At 70.8% G+C, this 18,403-nt stretch carries 11 protein-coding genes and 1 pseudogene; 8 read left to right on the top strand and 4 right to left on the bottom strand.

Annotated features, from left to right (window positions below):
* Positions 1 to 1,029 (bottom strand): citrate synthase (locus KUTG_RS37845; protein ID WP_043723796.1); only part of this gene is annotated, 1,029 nt, incomplete at its 3' end.
* 92 nt (positions 1,030 to 1,121) lie between these two features.
* On the opposite strand from KUTG_RS37845, the gene KUTG_RS37840 reads away from it, so the two are divergent.
* Complete coding sequence (locus KUTG_RS37840) at positions 1,122 to 2,270, top strand: citrate/2-methylcitrate synthase (protein ID WP_232241182.1); 1,149 nt, start codon at positions 1,122 to 1,124, stop codon at positions 2,268 to 2,270.
* A 21-nt stretch (positions 2,271 to 2,291) separates the two neighbouring features.
* On the opposite strand, the gene KUTG_RS37835 is transcribed toward KUTG_RS37840, so the two are convergent.
* Complete coding sequence (locus tag KUTG_RS37835) at positions 2,292 to 3,197, bottom strand: DMT family transporter (protein WP_198047440.1); 906 nt, start codon at positions 3,195 to 3,197, stop codon at positions 2,292 to 2,294.
* Here KUTG_RS37835 and KUTG_RS66610 point away from each other — a divergent pair.
* The 6 genes and pseudogenes from KUTG_RS66610 to KUTG_RS37810 all read left to right on the top strand — a co-directional run.
* A pseudogene (locus KUTG_RS66610) lies at positions 3,148 to 4,182 on the top strand (PLP-dependent aminotransferase family protein); the annotation flags it as partial. The gene KUTG_RS37835 and the pseudogene KUTG_RS66610 sit on opposite strands and share 50 nt — an antisense overlap.
* A gap of 67 nt (positions 4,183 to 4,249) precedes the next feature.
* Positions 4,250 to 4,606 (top strand): aminotransferase class I/II-fold pyridoxal phosphate-dependent enzyme, encoded by a 357-nt coding sequence (locus KUTG_RS65430; RefSeq protein WP_255361046.1) that lies wholly within the window; start codon positions 4,250 to 4,252, stop codon positions 4,604 to 4,606.
* Positions 4,607 to 4,711: 105 nt separating this feature from the next.
* Positions 4,712 to 5,194: an SET domain-containing protein-lysine N-methyltransferase gene (locus KUTG_RS37825; RefSeq protein ID WP_043723792.1), complete on the top strand. Its 483-nt coding sequence runs from the start codon at positions 4,712 to 4,714 to the stop codon at positions 5,192 to 5,194.
* Complete coding sequence (locus KUTG_RS37820; RefSeq protein WP_052395859.1) at positions 5,178 to 9,245, top strand: non-ribosomal peptide synthetase; 4,068 nt, start codon at positions 5,178 to 5,180, stop codon at positions 9,243 to 9,245. Before KUTG_RS37825 ends, KUTG_RS37820 begins: the two co-directional genes overlap by 17 nt.
* A gap of 41 nt (positions 9,246 to 9,286) precedes the next feature.
* On the top strand, positions 9,287 to 10,486 hold the full coding sequence (locus KUTG_RS37815) for an MFS transporter (RefSeq protein ID WP_043723790.1): 1,200 nt from the start codon (positions 9,287 to 9,289) through the stop codon (positions 10,484 to 10,486).
* 265 nt (positions 10,487 to 10,751) lie between these two features.
* A complete protein-coding gene (locus KUTG_RS37810; protein WP_232241181.1) occupies positions 10,752 to 15,758 on the top strand; it encodes an AAA domain-containing protein in 5,007 nt (1,668 codons plus the stop codon).
* 40 nt (positions 15,759 to 15,798) lie between these two features.
* Here KUTG_RS37810 and KUTG_RS37805 read toward each other — a convergent pair whose 3' ends face one another.
* Positions 15,799 to 16,299 (bottom strand): hypothetical protein, encoded by a 501-nt coding sequence (locus tag KUTG_RS37805; protein ID WP_198047438.1) that lies wholly within the window; start codon positions 16,297 to 16,299, stop codon positions 15,799 to 15,801.
* Positions 16,296 to 16,949, bottom strand: coding sequence for a peptidoglycan recognition protein family protein (locus tag KUTG_RS37800; protein ID WP_043723789.1), 654 nt, complete (start codon positions 16,947 to 16,949; stop codon positions 16,296 to 16,298). Before KUTG_RS37800 ends, KUTG_RS37805 begins: the two co-directional genes overlap by 4 nt.
* A 296-nt stretch (positions 16,950 to 17,245) precedes the next feature.
* Between KUTG_RS37800 and KUTG_RS37795 the strand changes: the two genes are divergently transcribed.
* A complete protein-coding gene (locus KUTG_RS37795) occupies positions 17,246 to 18,331 on the top strand; it encodes an MFS transporter (protein WP_084580249.1) in 1,086 nt (361 codons plus the stop codon).
* Positions 18,332 to 18,403: the final 72 nt, after the last annotated feature.

The raw sequence follows: 18,403 nt of genomic DNA, 5'->3' as shown, positions 1-18,403 counted from the left end.
GAGGGCGGCCAGCGCCAGGTCGACGTTGGGAAAGCTGTCGGCGGCGATGATCACCGCGTCGACGGTGGCCATCACGTCGGCGGCGTCCGGATGCCCACGCAGCAGGCCGAGCAACACGTCGGCGCGGGGGTCGTGGGCCTGGTAGATGCGGTGGCCGAAGCCGGGCAGTCCGCCGGCGCGCTGCCGTTCGGCGATCGCGCGCAGCGGGTTGTCCATCGCGTCGCTCAGGAACCGGTAGGCCAGAGTGCTCTGCACGCCGTGATACCGGCCGTCGACCGCGCCGAGTCCGGCGGAGACGACGGCATACGGGTGGGCTCGGGCGCTGGCGGCGACGCGGGCGGCGACCGTGGAGACGGCGAGGTCGTGGTCGGCCAGCAGCACCAGGGCGATGTTGAGCAGGCCGATGTCGACGGGGCGGCCGCCGAGCTTGCCGGCGAGTCGTTGCGTGATCAGCCGGGCGTCGTCGGCCTCACCGCCGGGCATGGCGTCGACCAGCACACCGATGAGCTTCTGCCCGACGCGCACGACGGCCGGCGTCGACAGGTCGAAGCGGAGCGGATCGACGGCGCCGAGAACCGCGACCGCGACCTTCATCGCGTCGACGGTCCCGGTCTCCGGCGGCAGACCGGCCCGAGCAGTGCGCACGATGTCGACCAGTGAGTCGTAACGGGGGAACTGGCGCGTCTTCTCGAGTTCGCCGGTCCAGAGCAGTCCGGCGACGGCCTCGAAGCTGACGGTCAGCGCGAGTTCGCCGACGTTGTGGCCGCGGTAGTAGAGCAGGTCGTCGTCGAGGAGGGTGAGTTCGGTGCGGATCCGCTCGACGGCGCCCGAGGCCTGTCGGGAGTCGCGGCCCTGGGCGACAAACTCGTCGACCTCGTCCTGCCGGAAGAAGCTGCCGCGCCGGCCGGGCAGCCGGTGGCTGCGCAGCATGCCGCGGCTGGCGTAGGCGTAGACGGTCGTGTCCTTCACGCCCAGTCGGCGCGCGACCTCGGCGGTGGTCAGGTAACGCTCGTCACTCGGGTTCGCCACGACCTGCGACTCCTCGGCTCATCTTGACTGTATCAACATTGACAATAGTGGATTGTCAAATCAACAGTGGACCAGTCGAGATGGAGGTTGTCATGGATGTACCAGCTGGTCTACGTGACGTCGTGGTCACCACCACCGAGCTCGGTGACGTGCGCGGCGCCGAGGGCTTCTACCACTACCGCGGCTACCCCGCGATCGACCTGGCCCGGACCCGCACGCTGGAGGACGTCTGGTTCCTGTTCGTCGAGGGCCGGCTGCCCGACGCCGTCGAGCGGCTCGAATTCGCCGAGCAGGTCGCCGCGCTGCGCCCGTTGCCCGACGAGGTGCGCGAGGTGCTGCCGGCCATCGCGCGCGCAGGCGAGAAGTTCAGCCCACTGGCCGGTTTGCGCACGGCGTTGTCGCTGATCGGCGCCGCCCGTGATCTGCCGCCGGTGTGGGATGCGACGCCCGCCCGCCGTCGCGCCGACGCACTGCTGGTCAGCGCCGTCACTCCGACGATCCTCGCCACGCTCTACCGCCTGCGCGCCGGACTTCCGCCTCTGGAACCTCGCGCGGACTTGTCGGCCGCGGCGAACTGGCTCTATCTCGTCACCGGCGAGATTCCCGACGAGAACCAGGTCTCCGCCGTCCAGAGCTATCTCGTCTCCACCGTCGACCACGGCTTCAACGCGTCCACCTTCACCGCCCGGGTCGTCGCCTCCACCGGTTCGGACGTCGTCTCCGCGGTTTCGGCCGCAATCGGGGCGTTCGTCGGACCACTGCACGGCGGTGCGCCGGACCGCGCGCTGGACAGCCTCGACGAGATCGGCGCACCCGACAAGATCGACGCCTGGGCCCGCGGCAAGGTCGCCGCCGACGACCGGATCATGGGCTTCGGCCACGCCGTCTACCGCACCGAGGACCCGCGGGCCCGGATGCTCCGGGACATCGCCCTCGACCTCGCGGCCAGGGGCTTCGCACCGGACCTGGCCGAGTTCGCCGTCACCGTCGAGCGGCGCATCGTCGAGATCCTCGCCGAGCTCAAGCCCGGCCGGCAGCTGTACGCCAACGTCGAGTTCTACGCCGGTGTCGTGATGGAGCAGTGCGGCATCCCGCGCTCCATGTTCACGCCGACCTTCGCCGCCAGCCGGGTCATCGGCTGGTCCGCGAACGTCCTGGAGCAGGCCGGGGGCGGCAAGGTCATCCGCCCCGCCGCCCGCTACGTCGGCCCGCCCGCACCCCAGCCGGTCCCGGCCGCCTGATCCTCAAACGGCGCGGGCCGGTCATCGGGCGCGCTGGGTGAGCACCACGCAGGCGAGCACGACGCCGGCGACCACCACGGTGACGACGTCTACGTGTTCGCGGAGCAGGAGCGCGGACCACGCGAGGGTCAGCACGGGCTGCACGGCCTGGATCTGGCCGATGCGGGCGACGCCGCCGCGGGCCAGGCCGGCGTACCAGGCGAAGAAGCCGAGGAACTGGGAAATCAGGGCCACATAGGCGAACCCGGTCCAGGCCAGAGCCGAGGCGGCGGCGAGCTCGTGGGCGCTGACGAGGGCGACCGGGATGGTCACCGGCAAGGAGAGGACGAGGGCCCAGCAGATCGTCCGCGCGCCGCCGAGGTCGCGGGCGAGGGCCCCGCCCTCGGCGTAGCCCAGGGCGCACACCACGACGGCGGCGAGGAACCACAGGTCGGCGGCCTGGAAGCCGCCGGCCATCCCGCCGGAGACGGCGACGAAGGCCAGCACCGCGAAGAAGCCAGCACCGGCGGCCAGCCAGAACTTCGGCGATGGCCGCTCGCCGCCCCGCACCACGGCGAATACGGCGGTGACGGCCGGCAGCAGAGCGATGACCACCGCGCCGTGAGCGGCAGTGGCCTGGGTCAGCGCGATGGAGGTGAACAGCGGAAAGCCGACCACCACGCCGCACGCCACCACGACGAGCCGTCGGAGCTGCGCGCCGGTCGGCCACACAGCAACCGCCGACCGCGGACGGGATAACGCCAAGTAGCCGATGGCGAGCACACCGGCGACGGCGGCACGGCCGAAGGCGACGAACCAGGGGTCGAGGTAGGCGACGGTGAACCTGGTGATCGGCAGCGTGAAGCTGAAGGCCAGGACGCCGAGGGCACCGAGCGCGATGCCGGACGTTACTCGGATGGAGGCAGTAACGTTATCCTCTACTTTCATGAATGAGGATAACGCGGAGCAGGGTGTTATCCGACTGCTTCGTGCCGCGGCCCACACGGTGGGACCGGGCGGGAGGCTGCCGTCGGTGCGGACGATCATGGCGGAGCTGCGGGTGTCGCCGGTGACGGTGCAGCACGCGATGCGCCGGCTGACGGCCGAGGGCGTTATCGAGGTCCGGGCCAGCAAGGGGGCCTTCGCGGCGACGAGGCGGCCGACGAGCGAGGTGCCGGACCTGGAGTGGCAGTCGGTGGCGCTGGGGGCGAAGCCGCCGGGCGACGAGTCGCTCCGGGATCTGCTGACGGTGCCGGGGCCGGAGATGGTGCCGATGTCGGGCGGTTACCTGGACCCCGAGCTGCAGTCGGTGGCGGCCCTCGGGGCGGCGCTGGGCCGGGCGGCGCGGAGGCCGGAGGCCTGGGCGCGAGGGCCGGTGGAGGGACGGGAGGAGCTCCGGGCCTGGTTCGCGAGGCAGGCCGGCGGGGCGTTCCGCGCGGGCGACATGGTGGTGTGCCCGGGCGGACAGGCGGCGCTGTCAACGGCGTTCCGGGCATTGACGGAGCCGGGTGACCCGGTGCTGGTAGAGGCCCCCACCTACTTGGGCGCGATCGCCACGGCGCGAAGCGCAGGTCTGCGGGTGGTGCCGGTGCCGGCCGACGCCGATGGGGTACGGCCGGATCTGCTGAACGCGGCGTTCGCCAGGACCGGCGCCAAGGTCTTCTACTGTCAGCCGCTGTACGCGAATCCGCACGGGGCGGTGCTGTCACGCGAGCGGCGGCCGGAAGTTCTAGCGGTGCTAGCGAAGCATGGGGCGTTCCTCATCGAGGACGACTTCGCCCGTGACCTGGTCATCGACGGCACGCCGCCACCGCCGTTGGCGGCCGACGACATCCACGGCCACGTCATCTACCTGCGCTCGCTGACGAAATCGGCGGCGCCGGGGCTGCGGGTGGCGGCCATCGGGGCCAGGGGCGCGGCCGGGGCCCGGCTGCGCTCGGCTCGGGTCATGGACGACTTCTTCGTCGCCGGACCGCTTCAGCTAGCGGCGCTAGAAATTTCTGTCATCGCCAGCATGGCAGCGTCACCTCACCTCGCTGCGGCCGGCGCTGAAGGCCCGCCGAGACGCGCTGCTCACGGCGTTGGCGGCCAAACTCCCCCAACTCCGGCCCGTCACGATCCCGTCGGGCGGCATGCAGGTGTGGGTCCGCCTGCCGGACGGCGTCGACGACGTCGAACTGACGGCAGCCGCCGCGGCCCACGGCGTGGTCGTCTCCGCCGGCCGGCCCTGGTACGCGGCCGACCCGCCGGCCCCGCACCTGCGCCTGACGTTCGCCGGCGAGCCGCCCGAGGTGTTGATCGACGGCGTGCGCCGGCTGGCCGACGCGGTCGCGGCCGTGGGGATACCTCCCGGATAGTCAATCTCCGTCCGACATTTCCGGTTGTGATCCCCGCTCACCGGTGAACCGGCGCACCGAGACGACACGTACTCATCACCGGGAACGAGCAGGGAGGACCCGGCGATGACAGCCACGGACGGATTTGCGGTCGTGCGGACGGGCGGCGCATTCAAACTCGTCGCCCAACGCGATTTTCCGACCGGGAGCCGGCTTTTCGCGGTGGACGGCCAGATCACCGAGCAGCCGACCCGCTATTCGGTCCAGGTGGGCTCGGGAATCCACCTCGATCTGCCCGGCGGCCACGCGCCGGAGGAGATGATGGACCGCTTCTTCTGGCGCTTCACCAACCACAGCTGCGCGCCGAACGCCCAGCTGCGCGGGCGGGACTTCTTCGCGCTGCGGCCGATCGAGCCGTGGCAGGAGATCACGTTCCACTACGAGAGCACCGAGTTCGAGATGGCCGAGCCGTTCGACTGCCACTGCGGCGCAAGCGCTTGCCGCGGGCGGATCCAGGGCTTCCGGTTCCGCACCGCGGACGAGCGCGAGCTGCTGCGCCCGATGCTGGCCGACCATCTGCTCGCCATGCTCAATGTCGTCCACCGCTGAGCCGCGCGGCCTGCACGAGTTCTTCGCGCAGGCCGTTGTGCGCTGGCCGGACGCCGTCGCGGTGGACGTGCCGCCGGCGGCGAGCCGGCCCGGCCGCGAGATGCTGACCTACGCCGAGCTCAAGCACGAGTCGGAGCTGCTGGCCGGCGTGGTGAACCTCGCGGTCGGGCGGGGCGCGGTGGCCGCGATCATGCTGGGTCGCACCACGCCGCGCCTGTATGTGGCGCAGCTAGCGGTGCTAACGGCAGCCGCGGCCTACGTGTGCGTCGATCCGGCGTTCCCGGACGACCAGGTCACGCACATCCTCAGCGATTCCCGGGCGCGGGCGCTGCTGACCGACGCCGCCGGCGCGGAGCGGGCGGCCGGCATCGGCTATCCCGGCCCGATCATCCGCGTCGACCTGCCGCTGACCACGCCGGCGCTGCCGCTGCCCAAGCCGCCCGGTCCGGACGACGTCGCGTACATCATCTACACCTCCGGCAGCACCGGCCGGCCCAAGGGCGTGATGATCCCGCACCGGGGCGCCGCGAACCTGGTCGGCGGCGATGTGCTGGAGTTCGACCTCGGCCCCGGAGACCGGGTGGCACAAGGGTCTTCGCCGGCCTACGACTCCTCGGTCGAGGAGATCTGGATGGCGCTGGCCACGGGTGCCACCGTGGTGTCGATGGACGACGAGACCGCGCGGCTGGGCCCGGATCTGGTGCCCTGGCTGCGCAATGAGCGCATCACGGTGCTCTGCCCGCCACCGACCCTGTTACGTGCCACCGGTTGCGAAGATCCGCGCACGGAACTGCTGCACCTGCGGCTGTTGTACGTCGGCGGCGAGGCCCTGCCCGACGACGTCGCCGAGCGGTGGTCGCGCGGCCGCCGCATGGTCAACGGCTACGGCCCGACGGAGTGCACGGTCACGTGCATGCGCCAGGACATCGTGCCCGGCGAGCCGGTGGCCATCGGCCAACCCGTGCCGGGCATGCGGGCCTACGCCCTCGACGACAAGCTGGAACCCGTTGTCCAGGGCGAGAAGGGCGAGCTGTGCATGGGCGGGGCCGGGCTGGCCCTGGGCTATCTGAACCAGCCTGAGCTGACCAAGGAGAAGTTCGTCGACCATCCGGAACTCGGCCGGATCTACCGCACGGGCGACCTCGTGCACGCCGAACCGGACGGAACCTTCTTCTATCACGGGAGAATCGACTCGCAGGTGAAGCTGCGGGGCTACCGGATCGAACTGGAGGCGATCGAGGCCGTTCTCGCCCGCTGCCCGGGAATCCGCGAGGCGGCCTGCCGCGTGCAGGGCGAGGGCGCCACGGAAATGCTTGCCGCGCACGTGGTCCCGGACGACAACGGCAAACCGCCGCATGTCGACGTGCTCAAGGCCGAGCTGCGCAAGGCCCTTCCGACCTACATGATGCCGGGCGCCTTCGGCATCATTGACGAACTGCCCAGAACCGCCGGCGGAAAGCTCCGTCGCACCGAACTTCCCGTCCTCACGGCACATCACAGCAGAAAGCACGCCATACCGAACCGCCCGACGGATCCGAACGCGTTGTTCATCGCCGAATCCGTGCAGGCCGTGCTGCAACTCCCCGAGCTTCCCCGCCCGGCTGACGACTTCTTCACCGACCTCGGCGGCAGTTCGCTCAACGGCGCCATGCTGATCACCAAGCTGCGCACGAACCCGGCCACCGCCTCGATCACCGTCCGCGACCTGTACGAGACCCGCACGATCGGCAAACTCACCGAACGGGCCGTGCCGGACATCGAAACTCAAGGAAGCCAACGAGAACGGCACACCGTCGACGTCATCGGCGCGACCGTGGTGCAGGCGCTGTGGCTGGCGATGGAGCTCGTCCTCGGCTCGATCGCGGCGTACGCCGGCGTGTTCCTGGTGCTGCCCTGGCTGTCCGACCACATCGGCCTGAACGGGCTGATCTTCCTCACGCCGGTGATCCTCGGCGTCCTGCGGCTGGCGGTCACGCCGCTGTCCATCGAGATCGCCGTGCGGGCCAAGCGGTTGCTGATCGGGCAGTACAAGGCGGTGCGCACGCCGGTGTGGAGCCCGTTCCACGTCCGGATCTGGATCGTCCGGCAGTTCATGCGCTTCATCCCCTGGGGCACGATCGCCGGCACCGAGTACACGTCGATCGTGCTGCGCAAGCTCGGCGCCAGGATCGGCGAGCGCGTGCACATCCACCGCGGCGTCAACCTCCAGCAGGGCGGCTGGGACCTGCTCGACCTCGGCGACGACGTGACGATCAGCCAGGACGCCTCGCTCGGCCTGGTGCACCTGGAGCAGGGCCAGGTCGTGATCGGCCCGGTGACAGTAGGCAGCGGCTCGACGATCGACATCCGCGCCGGCGTCGGCCCGCACGCCTGTGTCGGCAACAACGCCTGGCTGTCGGCATTGTCCCATCTGCCGACGGGAAGCGCCGTGCCCGACGGCGAACGCTGGGACGGCGCCCCGGCGAAGCCGGCCGGCCGCGCCGAGGACCCGCCGACCGCGACCGGCCCGACGCTCACGCCGAAGGGCCACGGCCAGGCGATAATCCTGTGCCGCAGCCTGCTGAGCCTGGTGCTGGCCCTGCCCTTCGCGGTGGTCAGCGCCTTCGTCGTGTCCAAACTGGACCTGACCTACGACACTCTCCTGGACGCACTGGCCAATCCGCTCAGCCACCTGGCGCTACTGGCCATACTCGGCCTCTGCGCGTGCCTGGCGCTGGTGTACGAGGTCGCGCTGGAGGCCATCGCGGCGCGCGCCCTCGGCCCGGTCCTGCCCGGGGTGATCAGCCGGTACAGCGTCGCCTACATCCGTGTGTGGCTGAAGACCGCGCTGGTCGACTCCGCCGGAAAGTGGCTGTCGGGCGGCATCTTCTGGCCGGTGTGGCTGCGCGCCGCCGGCATGAGGGTCGGCTCCGGCTGCGAGATCAGCACGATCATCGACGTCGTGCCGGAGCTGGTCACGATCGGCCCCGACACGTTCTTCGCCGACGGCATCTACCTGTGCGGCCCGCGGATCCAGCGCGGCGTGGTCGTGCTGGACGAGGTCGAGCTGGGCGCCGACACCTTCCTCGGCAACCACGCCGTGATCGCCAGCGGCCAGCACCTCCCGCCGGACATCCTGATCGGCATCTCCACCGTCGCCGACGACCGGATCATCCGGCCCGGCACCTCCTGGTTCGGGCATCCGCCGTTCGAGCTGCCGCAGCGGGAGATCGTCAGTGTCGACCGGTCGCTGACCCACGAGCCGTCGCTGCTCCGCGTGATCAACCGGAACTTCTGGGAGTGGCTCCGGTTCGCGCTGCCCGTCGTGCCGCTGGCGGCGCTGTCGCTGTGGACGTATGCCATCGAACGAGCCGCGACTTTCCTCGCCCCGCCGGCCTTTCTGCTCCTCGGCGTCCCAGCGGCCGGCTTCCTCACCGGCGCCTTCCTGTGCCTGACCGTGCTGGCGATGAAGTGGGCGCTGCTGGGCCGGGTCAAGGAAGGCATCCATCCACTGTGGTCATGCTGGTGCAGCCGCTGGGATTTCCTTTACGTGGCCTGGGGTTTCATCGCCAGCAAGCCGCTGTCCGCGCTGGAGGGCACGCTGCTGCTGCCGATCTACCTGCGCTGGATCGGCATGAAGATCGGCAAACGGGTGGCGCTGGGCGAGGGCTTCGCCCAGATCGTCGACCCGGACATGCTGGAATTCGGTGACGGCGCAACGGTGAACGCCATGTTCCAGGCGCACACCTTCGAGGACCGCGTGCTCAAGATCGGCCACGTCAAGGTGGGCGCGAACTCCACCCTCGGCGACGCCACGGTCCCGCTGTACGGCGCGGTGGTCGGCGAGCACACCACCGTCGCGCCCCACAGCGTGATCATGAAGCACGAGCACCTGCTGCCGGGCCTGCGCTACGAAGGCGCGCCGACCCGGCGTCAGGGTGACGACGACTCCGAGCCGGTGGACATCGGCCGCCAGGCGCTCGAAGGTCCACTGTGGACCGTTCAGCCGGTGGTGGTCGGCGTGGCCCGGCACCGGGTGCCGCGACCGAGGGCCCGCAAGCCGGCCCAGTAATAGCGGGACGCGTGACCGCACGGCGATCTAAGGTCACAGACGTGTCGCAACGCAGAACGCTGAGCGTGTTGGTGGCCGCGCAGATCACCGGCAGCATCGGGATCGGCGCGTCGGTGTCGGTCGGCGCGGTTCTGGCCGCCGATTTGTCCGGGTCCGCGGCATGGTCCGGCAGCGCGTCCACGATGTCCACGCTCGGCGCCGCCGTATGGGCATTACCCCTGGCCAGGGTGGCCGCCGCCCGCGGCCGGCGGCTCGCCCTCAGCCTCGGCTGGCTGGTCTCGATGCTCGGCGCGCTGCTGGTGATCGCGGCCGCCGTGGCGCACTCGTTCCCGTTGACACTGCCGGCGATGCTGTTGATGGGGGCCGGCACCGCCGCCAATCTCCAGTCCCGGTTCGCCGCCACCGACCTGGCCGATCCCCGCCACCGCGGCCGGTCGCTGGCCCTCGTCGTGTGGTCGTCCACCATCGGCGCGGTCGGCGGCCCCAACCTCACCAAGCCCGGCGCGTCGGTCGCCGAGGTCCTCGGCATTCCCCCGCTGGCCGGCCCGTTCGTGTTCTCCGCCGTCGCCGCCGCCCTCGCCGTGGTCGTGCTGTTCGTCGCGCTGCGGCCCGATCCGTTGGCCAGCAACGGTTCCCGCGGCCGCAACCTGCGCGTCGGCTGGGAGGTCATCAAGTCCTCGCCGCAGGCCCGGTTCGGCGTCGCCACCCTGGCCTTCTCCCATGCCACCATGGTGTCGCTGATGGCCATGACCCCCGTGCACATGCAGGAACACGGGGCCACGCTCACCGTCGTCGGCCTCACCATCAGCCTGCACATCGCCGGCATGTACGCCCTGTCGCCCGTCATGGGCTGGATCGCCGACCGCTGGGGCCGCGTCCGCACCGTCCTGTGCGGCCAGGCCGTCCTCGTGCTCGCCGTGGTCTTCGCCGCCACCTCCGGCGACTCCATGACCATGATCACCGTCGCCCTCGTCACCCTCGGCATCGGCTGGTCCATGTCCACCGTCGCCGGCTCCACCCTCGTCGCCGACTCCGTCGAACTGGCCCGCCGCCCCGCCGTCCAGGGCGTCTCCGACCTTCTGATGAGCCTCACCGGCGCGATCGGAGCCGCCCTGTCCGGCGTCGTGCTGACCCTGATCACCTACACCGGCCTCAGCCTGGCCGCCGGCCTGCTGGTGCTCCCGGTGATCGTGTTCAGCCTGACCGCGCCGGCCCGCGGCCGTGTGCCCAGCCAACTCTGACACCGCCACCCGAAGGTGTGGTCTTCCCGCCCGATTTCCGCCGACCCGATAACGGTGTGGTTTCGGCCGTATCGCCGACCGGCCGACCGGCGATGAGCAGCCTGGTGGTTCATGGGTGAGAAGGGGGCCGGCTGTGCCGCACGAGGACGCTGCTTCGCATTCGCAGGGCACGGCGACAGATCGGGCGGTACGGCTTTTCGAGTTCCTCGCCCGAAGCCAGCACCTCAAATCGAATCCACCCCGCACCACCGACCGGTACGAATCGGTGCTGTGGTTCGGAAAGCTGCCCGACCACGCGGCCGTCCGGACGGCGCACCGCGACGAGGAGCCGGGTGAGACCCTGCTCGACGTCGAACGGGTCGCGCACCACGACCCGCCCGAGCCGGCTCCGGAGCTGGAGCCCTGGCTGGACGGCGACTGGCACGACCCGGACAGGCCGCCGGCGCTGCGGGAGTCGATCGGCGAGGACGAGCAGCGCACCGAACTGGATGACCTGCCCGAAATCCGTGACACACACGAGAAATGGGCGACCGACTGGTCAGAGTGGGCCGAGCGGGAGCACACCGACCAACCGGCCCGTGATCTCTACAACGATCTGTTCTCCGCCTATGTCAACGCGACCGGGCATGCCGAGGAACTCGAGTTGGTCATCGGCGTCGGCTGCCTTTCGTGGGCGCCGCGCGGTCACCATGCCGTTCGCCGGCATCTGCTCACCGTGCCGGCCACCATTCGTTTCGACGACAGCACCGGGCGGCTGACCGTCCACCAGACCGATGTCGCCGACGGCATGAGCGTCGAGCTGGACATGCTCGATCCGGGGCTGGTGGCCAATCCGCCGCACGTCGTGCAGATCAGGAACGAGGCCCGGGAACTCACCGCCGCCGTGTTCGAGCGCGAACCGGTGGGCGAGATGCTCCGCCGTCTGGTTCACGCGTTGGACGGCGACGCCGCGTACCTCGACGAGGACGAGCCGCAGAAGTCCGGCCCGCACGCCGTCGCTGCGTTCGCCCCGGCGGTCGTCCTGCGCCGACGTTCACGCCAGGGGATCGTCGACATCCTCGACTCGATCGCCGCCCAGATCAAGAACTCCGGCGCCGTCCCCGACGGGCTGCTGCCGCTGGTCGACCCGAACCACCGGCCGTCCGCCGAGCTGTCGCCCGAGCCCGGGGCCATGGTCGAGCTGGACGCGGACCCGTTTCTGCCGCTGCCGGTCAACGATCGGCAGCTGCGGGTGCTCACGCAGGTCGACGCCAAGGCCCAGACCCTCGTCCAGGGGCCGCCCGGCACGGGCAAGACCCACACCGTCGCGGCGTTGCTGTCGCACCTGCTCGCGCAGGGCAAGCGGGTGCTGGTCACCGCCCACACCGACCGCGCGCTGAAAGAGGTCCGGGCGAAGCTGCCCGAGGCCATCGCCCCGCTGGCGGTGTCGGTCGTGGGCTCCTCACGTTCGGACATGGCCGACCTGAAGGTCGCCGTGGAGCGCATCAGCCACATGGCGAGCGAGCATGACGCCGCCGGCACGCACCGGGCCATCGCCGACCATCTCGCCACGATCGACGAACTTCACCGGCAGCGGGCCGAACTGTACCGACGGCTGCTCGACGCTCGCGCCGTCGAGGTGACCGAGCATGAGGTCGGCGACTACCGCGGCACGTTGGCCGCCATCGCGCAGCGGGTGCGGGCCGAGCAGGAACGGTACGGCTGGATCGCCGATCTGACGGCCGTGACCGAGGTCGTGCCGTCCCCGCTCGGCGCCGACGACATCGTCAACTGGCATCGCAGCCTGATCGACGACCGGCTCAATGCCGACGAGCCCGAGTCACGGATGCGGCTGCTGCCGCTGGCCGACGTGCCCGCGCCGGACGAGTTCCTGGCGCTCGTGACCGCGGAGCGGCAGGCGATCACCGCCGAGGAGAGTCTCGGCGAACTCAGCCGGCACACGGCCTTCGACGCTGTCCGCCGGCTCGACCCGCCCACCCGGGAGACGCTTCGCCTGCGGCTCAACGGTTTCGCCCGGGAGGCCGGCGAGCTGGCGCGGCGGCGTGAGGAGTGGATGGACGGCGCGCTGTCCGACGTGCTCGCCGGGCGCGCGGGCATCTGGCAGTCGCGCGGCGACCAGATCGCGCAGCTGATCGGCCGGGCGGAACCGCTCGTCAACCGGCTCGACCCGCTCACCGAGGTCGTCGCGGGCGACGACCTCGGTGCGCTCGTCGCCCTGGCCACCGCGCTGCGCGGGCATCTCGGCGAGGGCGGCCGGCTCAAGACCAATCCGGACGGCACTCCCAGGACAGGTGCGTTCGCGCCCAAGGCCGTGAAGCTGGCCTTGCCGCTGTTCCAGGCGGTTCGGGTCAATGGCGTGCCGCCCACCGCTACCGAGCAGCTCGACGTCTTCCTGACGTGGGCCGAGGGCAGCCGGGTGTTGGGGGCGTTGGACAAGGCGTGGCCCGACTGGGTGCGTATTCCGGCCGAAGACACGTTGAGCGAGCGGTTGCAGTGGCACGCGACCGAGCTGGCCCAGCTGCGGCGGGTGCTGGCGTTGGGTGCGGCCCTCGAAGCTGAGGAGCGCAGCCTGGCGGCCATCGGCCTGCCGCGTCCTAATTGGACGGACCTCGCGGCCGTGCAGACCTATGCCCGGCTGGTCGATGCCGCTGGGGCCGCGGACGCGCGCACCGCTGCCACCGCGCCGCTGCTCGACATCGTGCGGACGATCGCCGACGTGGCACAGTGGGCCGATGCGGCGCCCTGTGTGCACGACTTGGCGCGGGCCGCCGACAACCGGGACCACGAGGCCTTCGCGACCGCTCATCAGCGGTTGGCCCGATTGACCGACGTCAGAAGGCTGACCGGGCGGCGCGAAGAGATCGGCGCCGAGATGGGCCGGTCGCTGTTCGGCCTACACGAGGCTGTGGCAGCGGATCCGCACGATCCTGTTTGGACGGTCCGACTGGCCGACTGGGACATGGCGTGGGCCTGGACGGTGGCGCGGGCCTGGGTGCTGCGGCGCAGCGCCGAGGACGTCAACGCCCTCCAGGCTGAAGTGCTGACCGTCGAACGACGGGTGCGCGACCGGGTCGAACAGCTGGCCGCCAACCGGGCGTGGGGCCACGCCGTGTCGCCCGAGCGGCTGTCCGGCAAGGCTCGGGCCGACCTGCTCCAGTACGCGCAGCTGATGAAGGCGCTCGGCAAGGGCACCGGCATCTACGCCGAGCAGCGCCGGGCCGACATCAAGGTGGCCATGGAGCGCTGCCGCCCGGCGGTGCCGGTGTGGATCATGCCCGTGTACCGGATCGCCGAGCAGTTCCGCCGCGTCCAGCCGGACATGTTCGACGTCGTGATCGTCGACGAGGCCTCGCAGGCCGGCCTGGAGGCGACGTTCCTGCAGTACCTCGCGCCGAAGATCGTCGTCATCGGCGACGACAAGCAGGTCTCCCCGTCCGCGGTCGGCACCGACCAGCAGCAGCTGCGGGACCTCGCCCAGCAGTACCTGTGGGACGACCCGTACCGGGCGTCGTGGCAGGACCCCAAGCGCAGCCTGTTCGACGAGGCGAAGATGCGGTTCGAGGGCATGATCACGCTGGTCGAGCACCGGCGCTGCGTGCCGGAGATCATCGGCTTCTCCAACCGCGTCGCCTACGAGCCCGACGGCGTGCGGCTGGTGCCGGTGCGCCAGTACGGGGCGGACCGGCTGGAGCCGATCAAGCCGGTGTTCCTGGACGACGGCTACGAGCTCGGCGTCACCGACAAGATCAACCCGGTCGAGGCGGACGCGATCGTCGACCAGATCGAGAAGTGCGTCGCCGATCCCCGCTACGACGGGCTGACCTTCGGCGTCGTGTCGCTGCTCGGACGGGCCCAGGCCAAGCGGATCGAGAAGCTCCTGCTGGAGCGCGTTCCGCCGGAGGAGTGGAAGGCCCGCGAGCTGCGGTGCGGGGACTCGGCCGACTTCCAGGGCTCCGAGCGCGACGTGATGTTCCTGTCCATGGTCAAGGCGCCCGCGCCCGACCAGCGGATCAGCGCGCTGACCCAGGACATGTACGTCCAGCGCTTCAACGTCGCCGCGTCGCGGGCCAAGGACCAGATGTGGGTGTTCCACTCGCTGCGGCTGTCCGAACTCGGCAATCCCGAGGACATGCGGTTCCAGTTGCTGGACTACTGCTACGAGTTGGCCGGGCGCGTGACCGGGGCGGAGGACAGCATCCGGCCCGTGCCCGAGGACCGGCCGGTGGAGCCCTTCGACTCGCTGTTCGAACAGCGGGTGTTCAACCGCCTGGTCGACCAGGGCTATCGCGTCGTGCCGCAGTTCTCGGCCGAGGGCTATCGCATCGACCTGGTGGTCGTGGGCCGCAAAGCCCGGCTGGCGGTCGAGTGCGACGGCGACGCGTGGCACGGTCCCGCGGCGTACGAGCGTGACCTGGCCCGGCAGCGGGACCTGGAACGATGCGGGTGGCGGTTCTTCCGCATCCGGGAGTCCGAGTTCTACGTGGACGGTGCGGGAGTCCTGGCGCAGCTGCGGGATGCCTTGCAGGAGCTGGACATCCATCCCTCCGGCTGGACCTCGGACGAGGACGACCCGTCGGCGGTCGTGGATGTCGAAACCCCGGCCCGCGAAGTCGAAACGCTGCCCGTCGACGTCGAAAACCCCGCCGCCGCAATGGAAACCCGTGTCGTCGAGCCGGAAATCCCGGTCCTCGAACCAGTCTTCCCGGTCGCCGAGAACGAATGGCCTTACACAGAGCCGGAGTTCTCCGGAACCCTGGACGTGCCGGACGAGCTGCTCATGGCGTACGGGCAGTTCGACGGCGACGTCGTCCAGGTCGCCACCGCGTCACGGCGAGAGATGATCGACGGCCTGGTGCATCTGGTCGAGGCCGAGGGCCCCGTGCTGGGCAACCGGCTGCACACCGCCTACGTCCGGGCGTCCGGCGCGGTGCGGGTCACCAAGCTGGTCGCCGGCGAGCTGAACAAGGCGATCTCCCAGGCCGTCCGCGAGGGTCGCCTCGTCGAGGACAATCCGCTTGCGGAGAGCGGGATCAAGCCGCGCACGTACCGGTTGCCCGACCAGCCGCCGGTGCGGACCCGGCAGCTCGGGCCGCGGTCCTTCGAGGAGGTGCCGCCGGGCGAGTTGGCGGCGCTGCTCGATCACGTCGCCGAGCGGGACGGGCACGTCGGCGAGGAGGCCTCCCGGCGGGCTGTGCTGGAACTGCTGGGTCTGAAGCGGCTCACCGACAACGTCAGAAGCCGATTCGCTGAGATCGAGGCGGTGCGGCGCTGAGAGCGGTCCGGGGGCGCGGCCGTCCGCGCCCCCGGATCCGTCAGAACCAGGGGTTGGTCCAGCCCAGGTAGTGGCCGCCCCACCGGGTCTGGATGGTGGCGATGGTGGTCTCGCTGAGCTTGCCGGCCGAGACGATGTCGTTGGAGACGAACTTCCCGCCGCCGATGGAGATCATCACGTGGCCGTAGGAACTGTTGGGGATGCTGAAGAAGGCGAGGCCGCCGGCGGGGACGGTGGTGCCGCTGTGCTTGTACTGGGACGGGGTGGCCGACCAGTGGGCGGCGGCGCTGACGTGGCCGCTGGCCGAGCGGCCGTAGGCCAGGGCGACGACGTGGTCGCAGCGGTGGTTGTAGTCGGAACTGGTGACGCCGACGTGGTTTTTGGCCCACGTGACGGCCTGGGCGCAGGTGTGCGGGTTGCTCGTGGCGGGGCTGGCGCACGTGACCGCGGCGGGCGCGGCGACGGCGGCGGGCGCGGCCATGACGACCGGGGCGGTCAGCACGGCGGCGGCGAGCAGTAAGGCCTTGAACCTCATGGTCATCCTCCCAGTTTTCTGGCGACGTCCTTACGCAGCTGGGGCAGCATCTTGTAGAGGACGTCGCCGGGGCAGTCGGTGGCGAGATAGTCGCGGTGGCCCTGGATGGCGTTGGGCGAGATCGAGTACTGCGAGCAGACGTAGGCGCACAGGTCCACCAGCGAGTTCCACAGCTTCGCCGGCGGCTGGGCGGTCATGTAGTTGCCCTCGTTCTCGATGCCGATGGCGATGTCGTTCTGCCCGGGGCAGTGCGCGGCCCGCACGATCTGCGTGCCGCCGCGCAGCGTGGACAGGCTGTTGTGCCGGCCCTCCATCAGGATTCCGCCGCGGGTGTTGGTGAAGTGCTGGCCGGTGTCGCTCCAGTGGTTGTCGTCCATGTGGTGGTTCTGGATGGACCGGGCCAGCGCGTAGGCGTGCGCCTGCGAGTAGTCGGTGGAGTTCGGGGTGTCGGTGTGGTGCACGAGGATCCGCACCGGCTTGTGCGGCAGCACGGTGAGCGGGTCGGCCGGCGGCCGCGCGCCCCAGGCGGCGCAGCCGGCGATGGACGGCGCGGTGACGCCGAACGCCGGTCCCGCGCCCAGGGCCGCGCCGGTGAGCGCGATGCCCGTGAGCGCCGCCGACCGCAGCAGGGTCCGCCGATCGAGGAAGTCTCGCACCGGGGTTCTCCGTTCGTCAGGTGCCGACAGACTTCTGCCCGCTTCGGCCAACCGTCAACCGAGGGGCGACAAACGGTCACGGAAAGTCCCACCTGGACACGTTTCGGCCCGGCCGCCTAGGCTCGGGCCCGAGAGTTGTCGAGAGAAGCTTCTGTCCGGTGATGGAGCCGGCGTCCGGGGGAGTGTCCCCGCCCGGCGCCACGAGTGGACGGTTCCAGGCGTGACCGCGGGTCGGTGAATCAGGGCGCCGACGACCCCGTGCGGCGCGTCCCGCCCGGCAGCGAACGGGACACGCTGTGCCTTACCGCGCCCTGCTGCGCACACCCTTTTTCCTGACCACGGCCGTCGGTCGTGTCGGCGTCGCCATGACGAGCCTCGGCATCGTCTGGCTGGTGCACGAGCGCACCGGCTCGTACGTCACGGCCGGCCTGGTGGCCGGCGGTTTCGCCGTCGCCGAGGCGGTGGCCGGGCCGCAGCTGGCCCGGCTGGCCGACCGCTACGGCCAGACCCGGGTGCTGCCGCCCATGCTGCTGGCCCACGCCGCGGCGGTGGCCCTGATCGTCACCGGGACCGAAACCTGGGTGATGGCGGCCGGTGGAATCCTGGCCGGCGCCGCCATTCCCCAGCTCGGGGCCCTGTCGGCGGCTCGTTGGGCGGCGCTGCTGCCGGCCGAGACCCTGCCCACGGCCTTCGCACTGGAGGCGCTGGCCAACGAACTGGCCTACCTGACCGGGCCGGCCCTGGTCAGCGTCATCGGATACCCGGTCGTCGGCACGACGGTGGCCGCCACCCTGGTTGGACCGGCGGACTCGCTCTGGCCGCCCAACGCCGCACCGCGCCGCCGACCAACCAGGGCCGCACGAAGAAGCCCAGGCCGTTCCCTGCTGCGGCCCCGATTCGCGGTGCTGGTCGGCGTCAACCTGGGCCTCGGCGGCTTCTTCGGCGCCATGCCCATCTCGGTGACCGCCTTCGCCGTCGAGCACGGCTCCGCCACCGTCCTGTTCGCGACATCTAGCAGCGCTAGCCTCCTGGCCGGCTGGCTCTACGGCCTCCGCCGGTGGCGCACGGCCCCGCGCGTGCAGTTGGCCCTGGTCACGTGCGGGATGACGGTCGGCTGCCTGCCGTCGCTCGTGGCCGATTCGCCGCTCGAACTGGGGATGGGCCTGGCGCTGACCGGTCTGGCGGTGCCCGTGATCATCGTCGCCTGCTCGATCAGCGCCGAGGCCGCCGTCGACCGGGCGGTGCTGACCCAGGCCTTCGCCTGGCTGGCTTCGGCCAGCGCCGCCGGCTCCGCCCTCGCCGCGGCGGCCGCCGGCTGGGCCGTGGACGCCTTCGGCCCGCACGGCGGCTTCGCCGTCGCGGCGGCTTACAAGCTGCCCTGATGGCCGTCATAACGTGCCTATGCCTTGCGTAATACCGGGGAGAGGGTGTGTATTAGAAGCTCGAAACTGGGG

Origin of the sequence: Kutzneria sp. 744, assembly GCF_000568255.1 — a bacterium.
Lineage (GTDB): Bacteria > Actinomycetota > Actinomycetes > Mycobacteriales > Pseudonocardiaceae > Kutzneria.
Note: the sequence above shows the minus strand (reverse complement) of the source record. Positions and strands in the feature narration are given on the sequence as shown.

What these genes read in the sequence shown, in the direction of transcription:
- KUTG_RS37825 (WP_043723792.1), top strand. Translation starts at nt 4,712, where the DNA reads ATGACAGCCACGGACGGATTTGCGGTCGTGCGGACGGGCGGCGCATTC.
- KUTG_RS37840 (WP_232241182.1), top strand. Translation starts at nt 1,122, where the DNA reads ATGGATGTACCAGCTGGTCTACGTGACGTCGTGGTCACCACCACCGAG.
- KUTG_RS37835 (WP_198047440.1), bottom strand. Translation starts at nt 3,197, where the DNA reads ATGAAAGTAGAGGATAACGTTACTGCCTCCATCCGAGTAACGTCCGGC.
- KUTG_RS37805 (WP_198047438.1), bottom strand. Translation starts at nt 16,299, where the DNA reads ATGACCATGAGGTTCAAGGCCTTACTGCTCGCCGCCGCCGTGCTGACC.
- KUTG_RS37820 (WP_052395859.1), top strand. Translation starts at nt 5,178, where the DNA reads ATGTCGTCCACCGCTGAGCCGCGCGGCCTGCACGAGTTCTTCGCGCAG.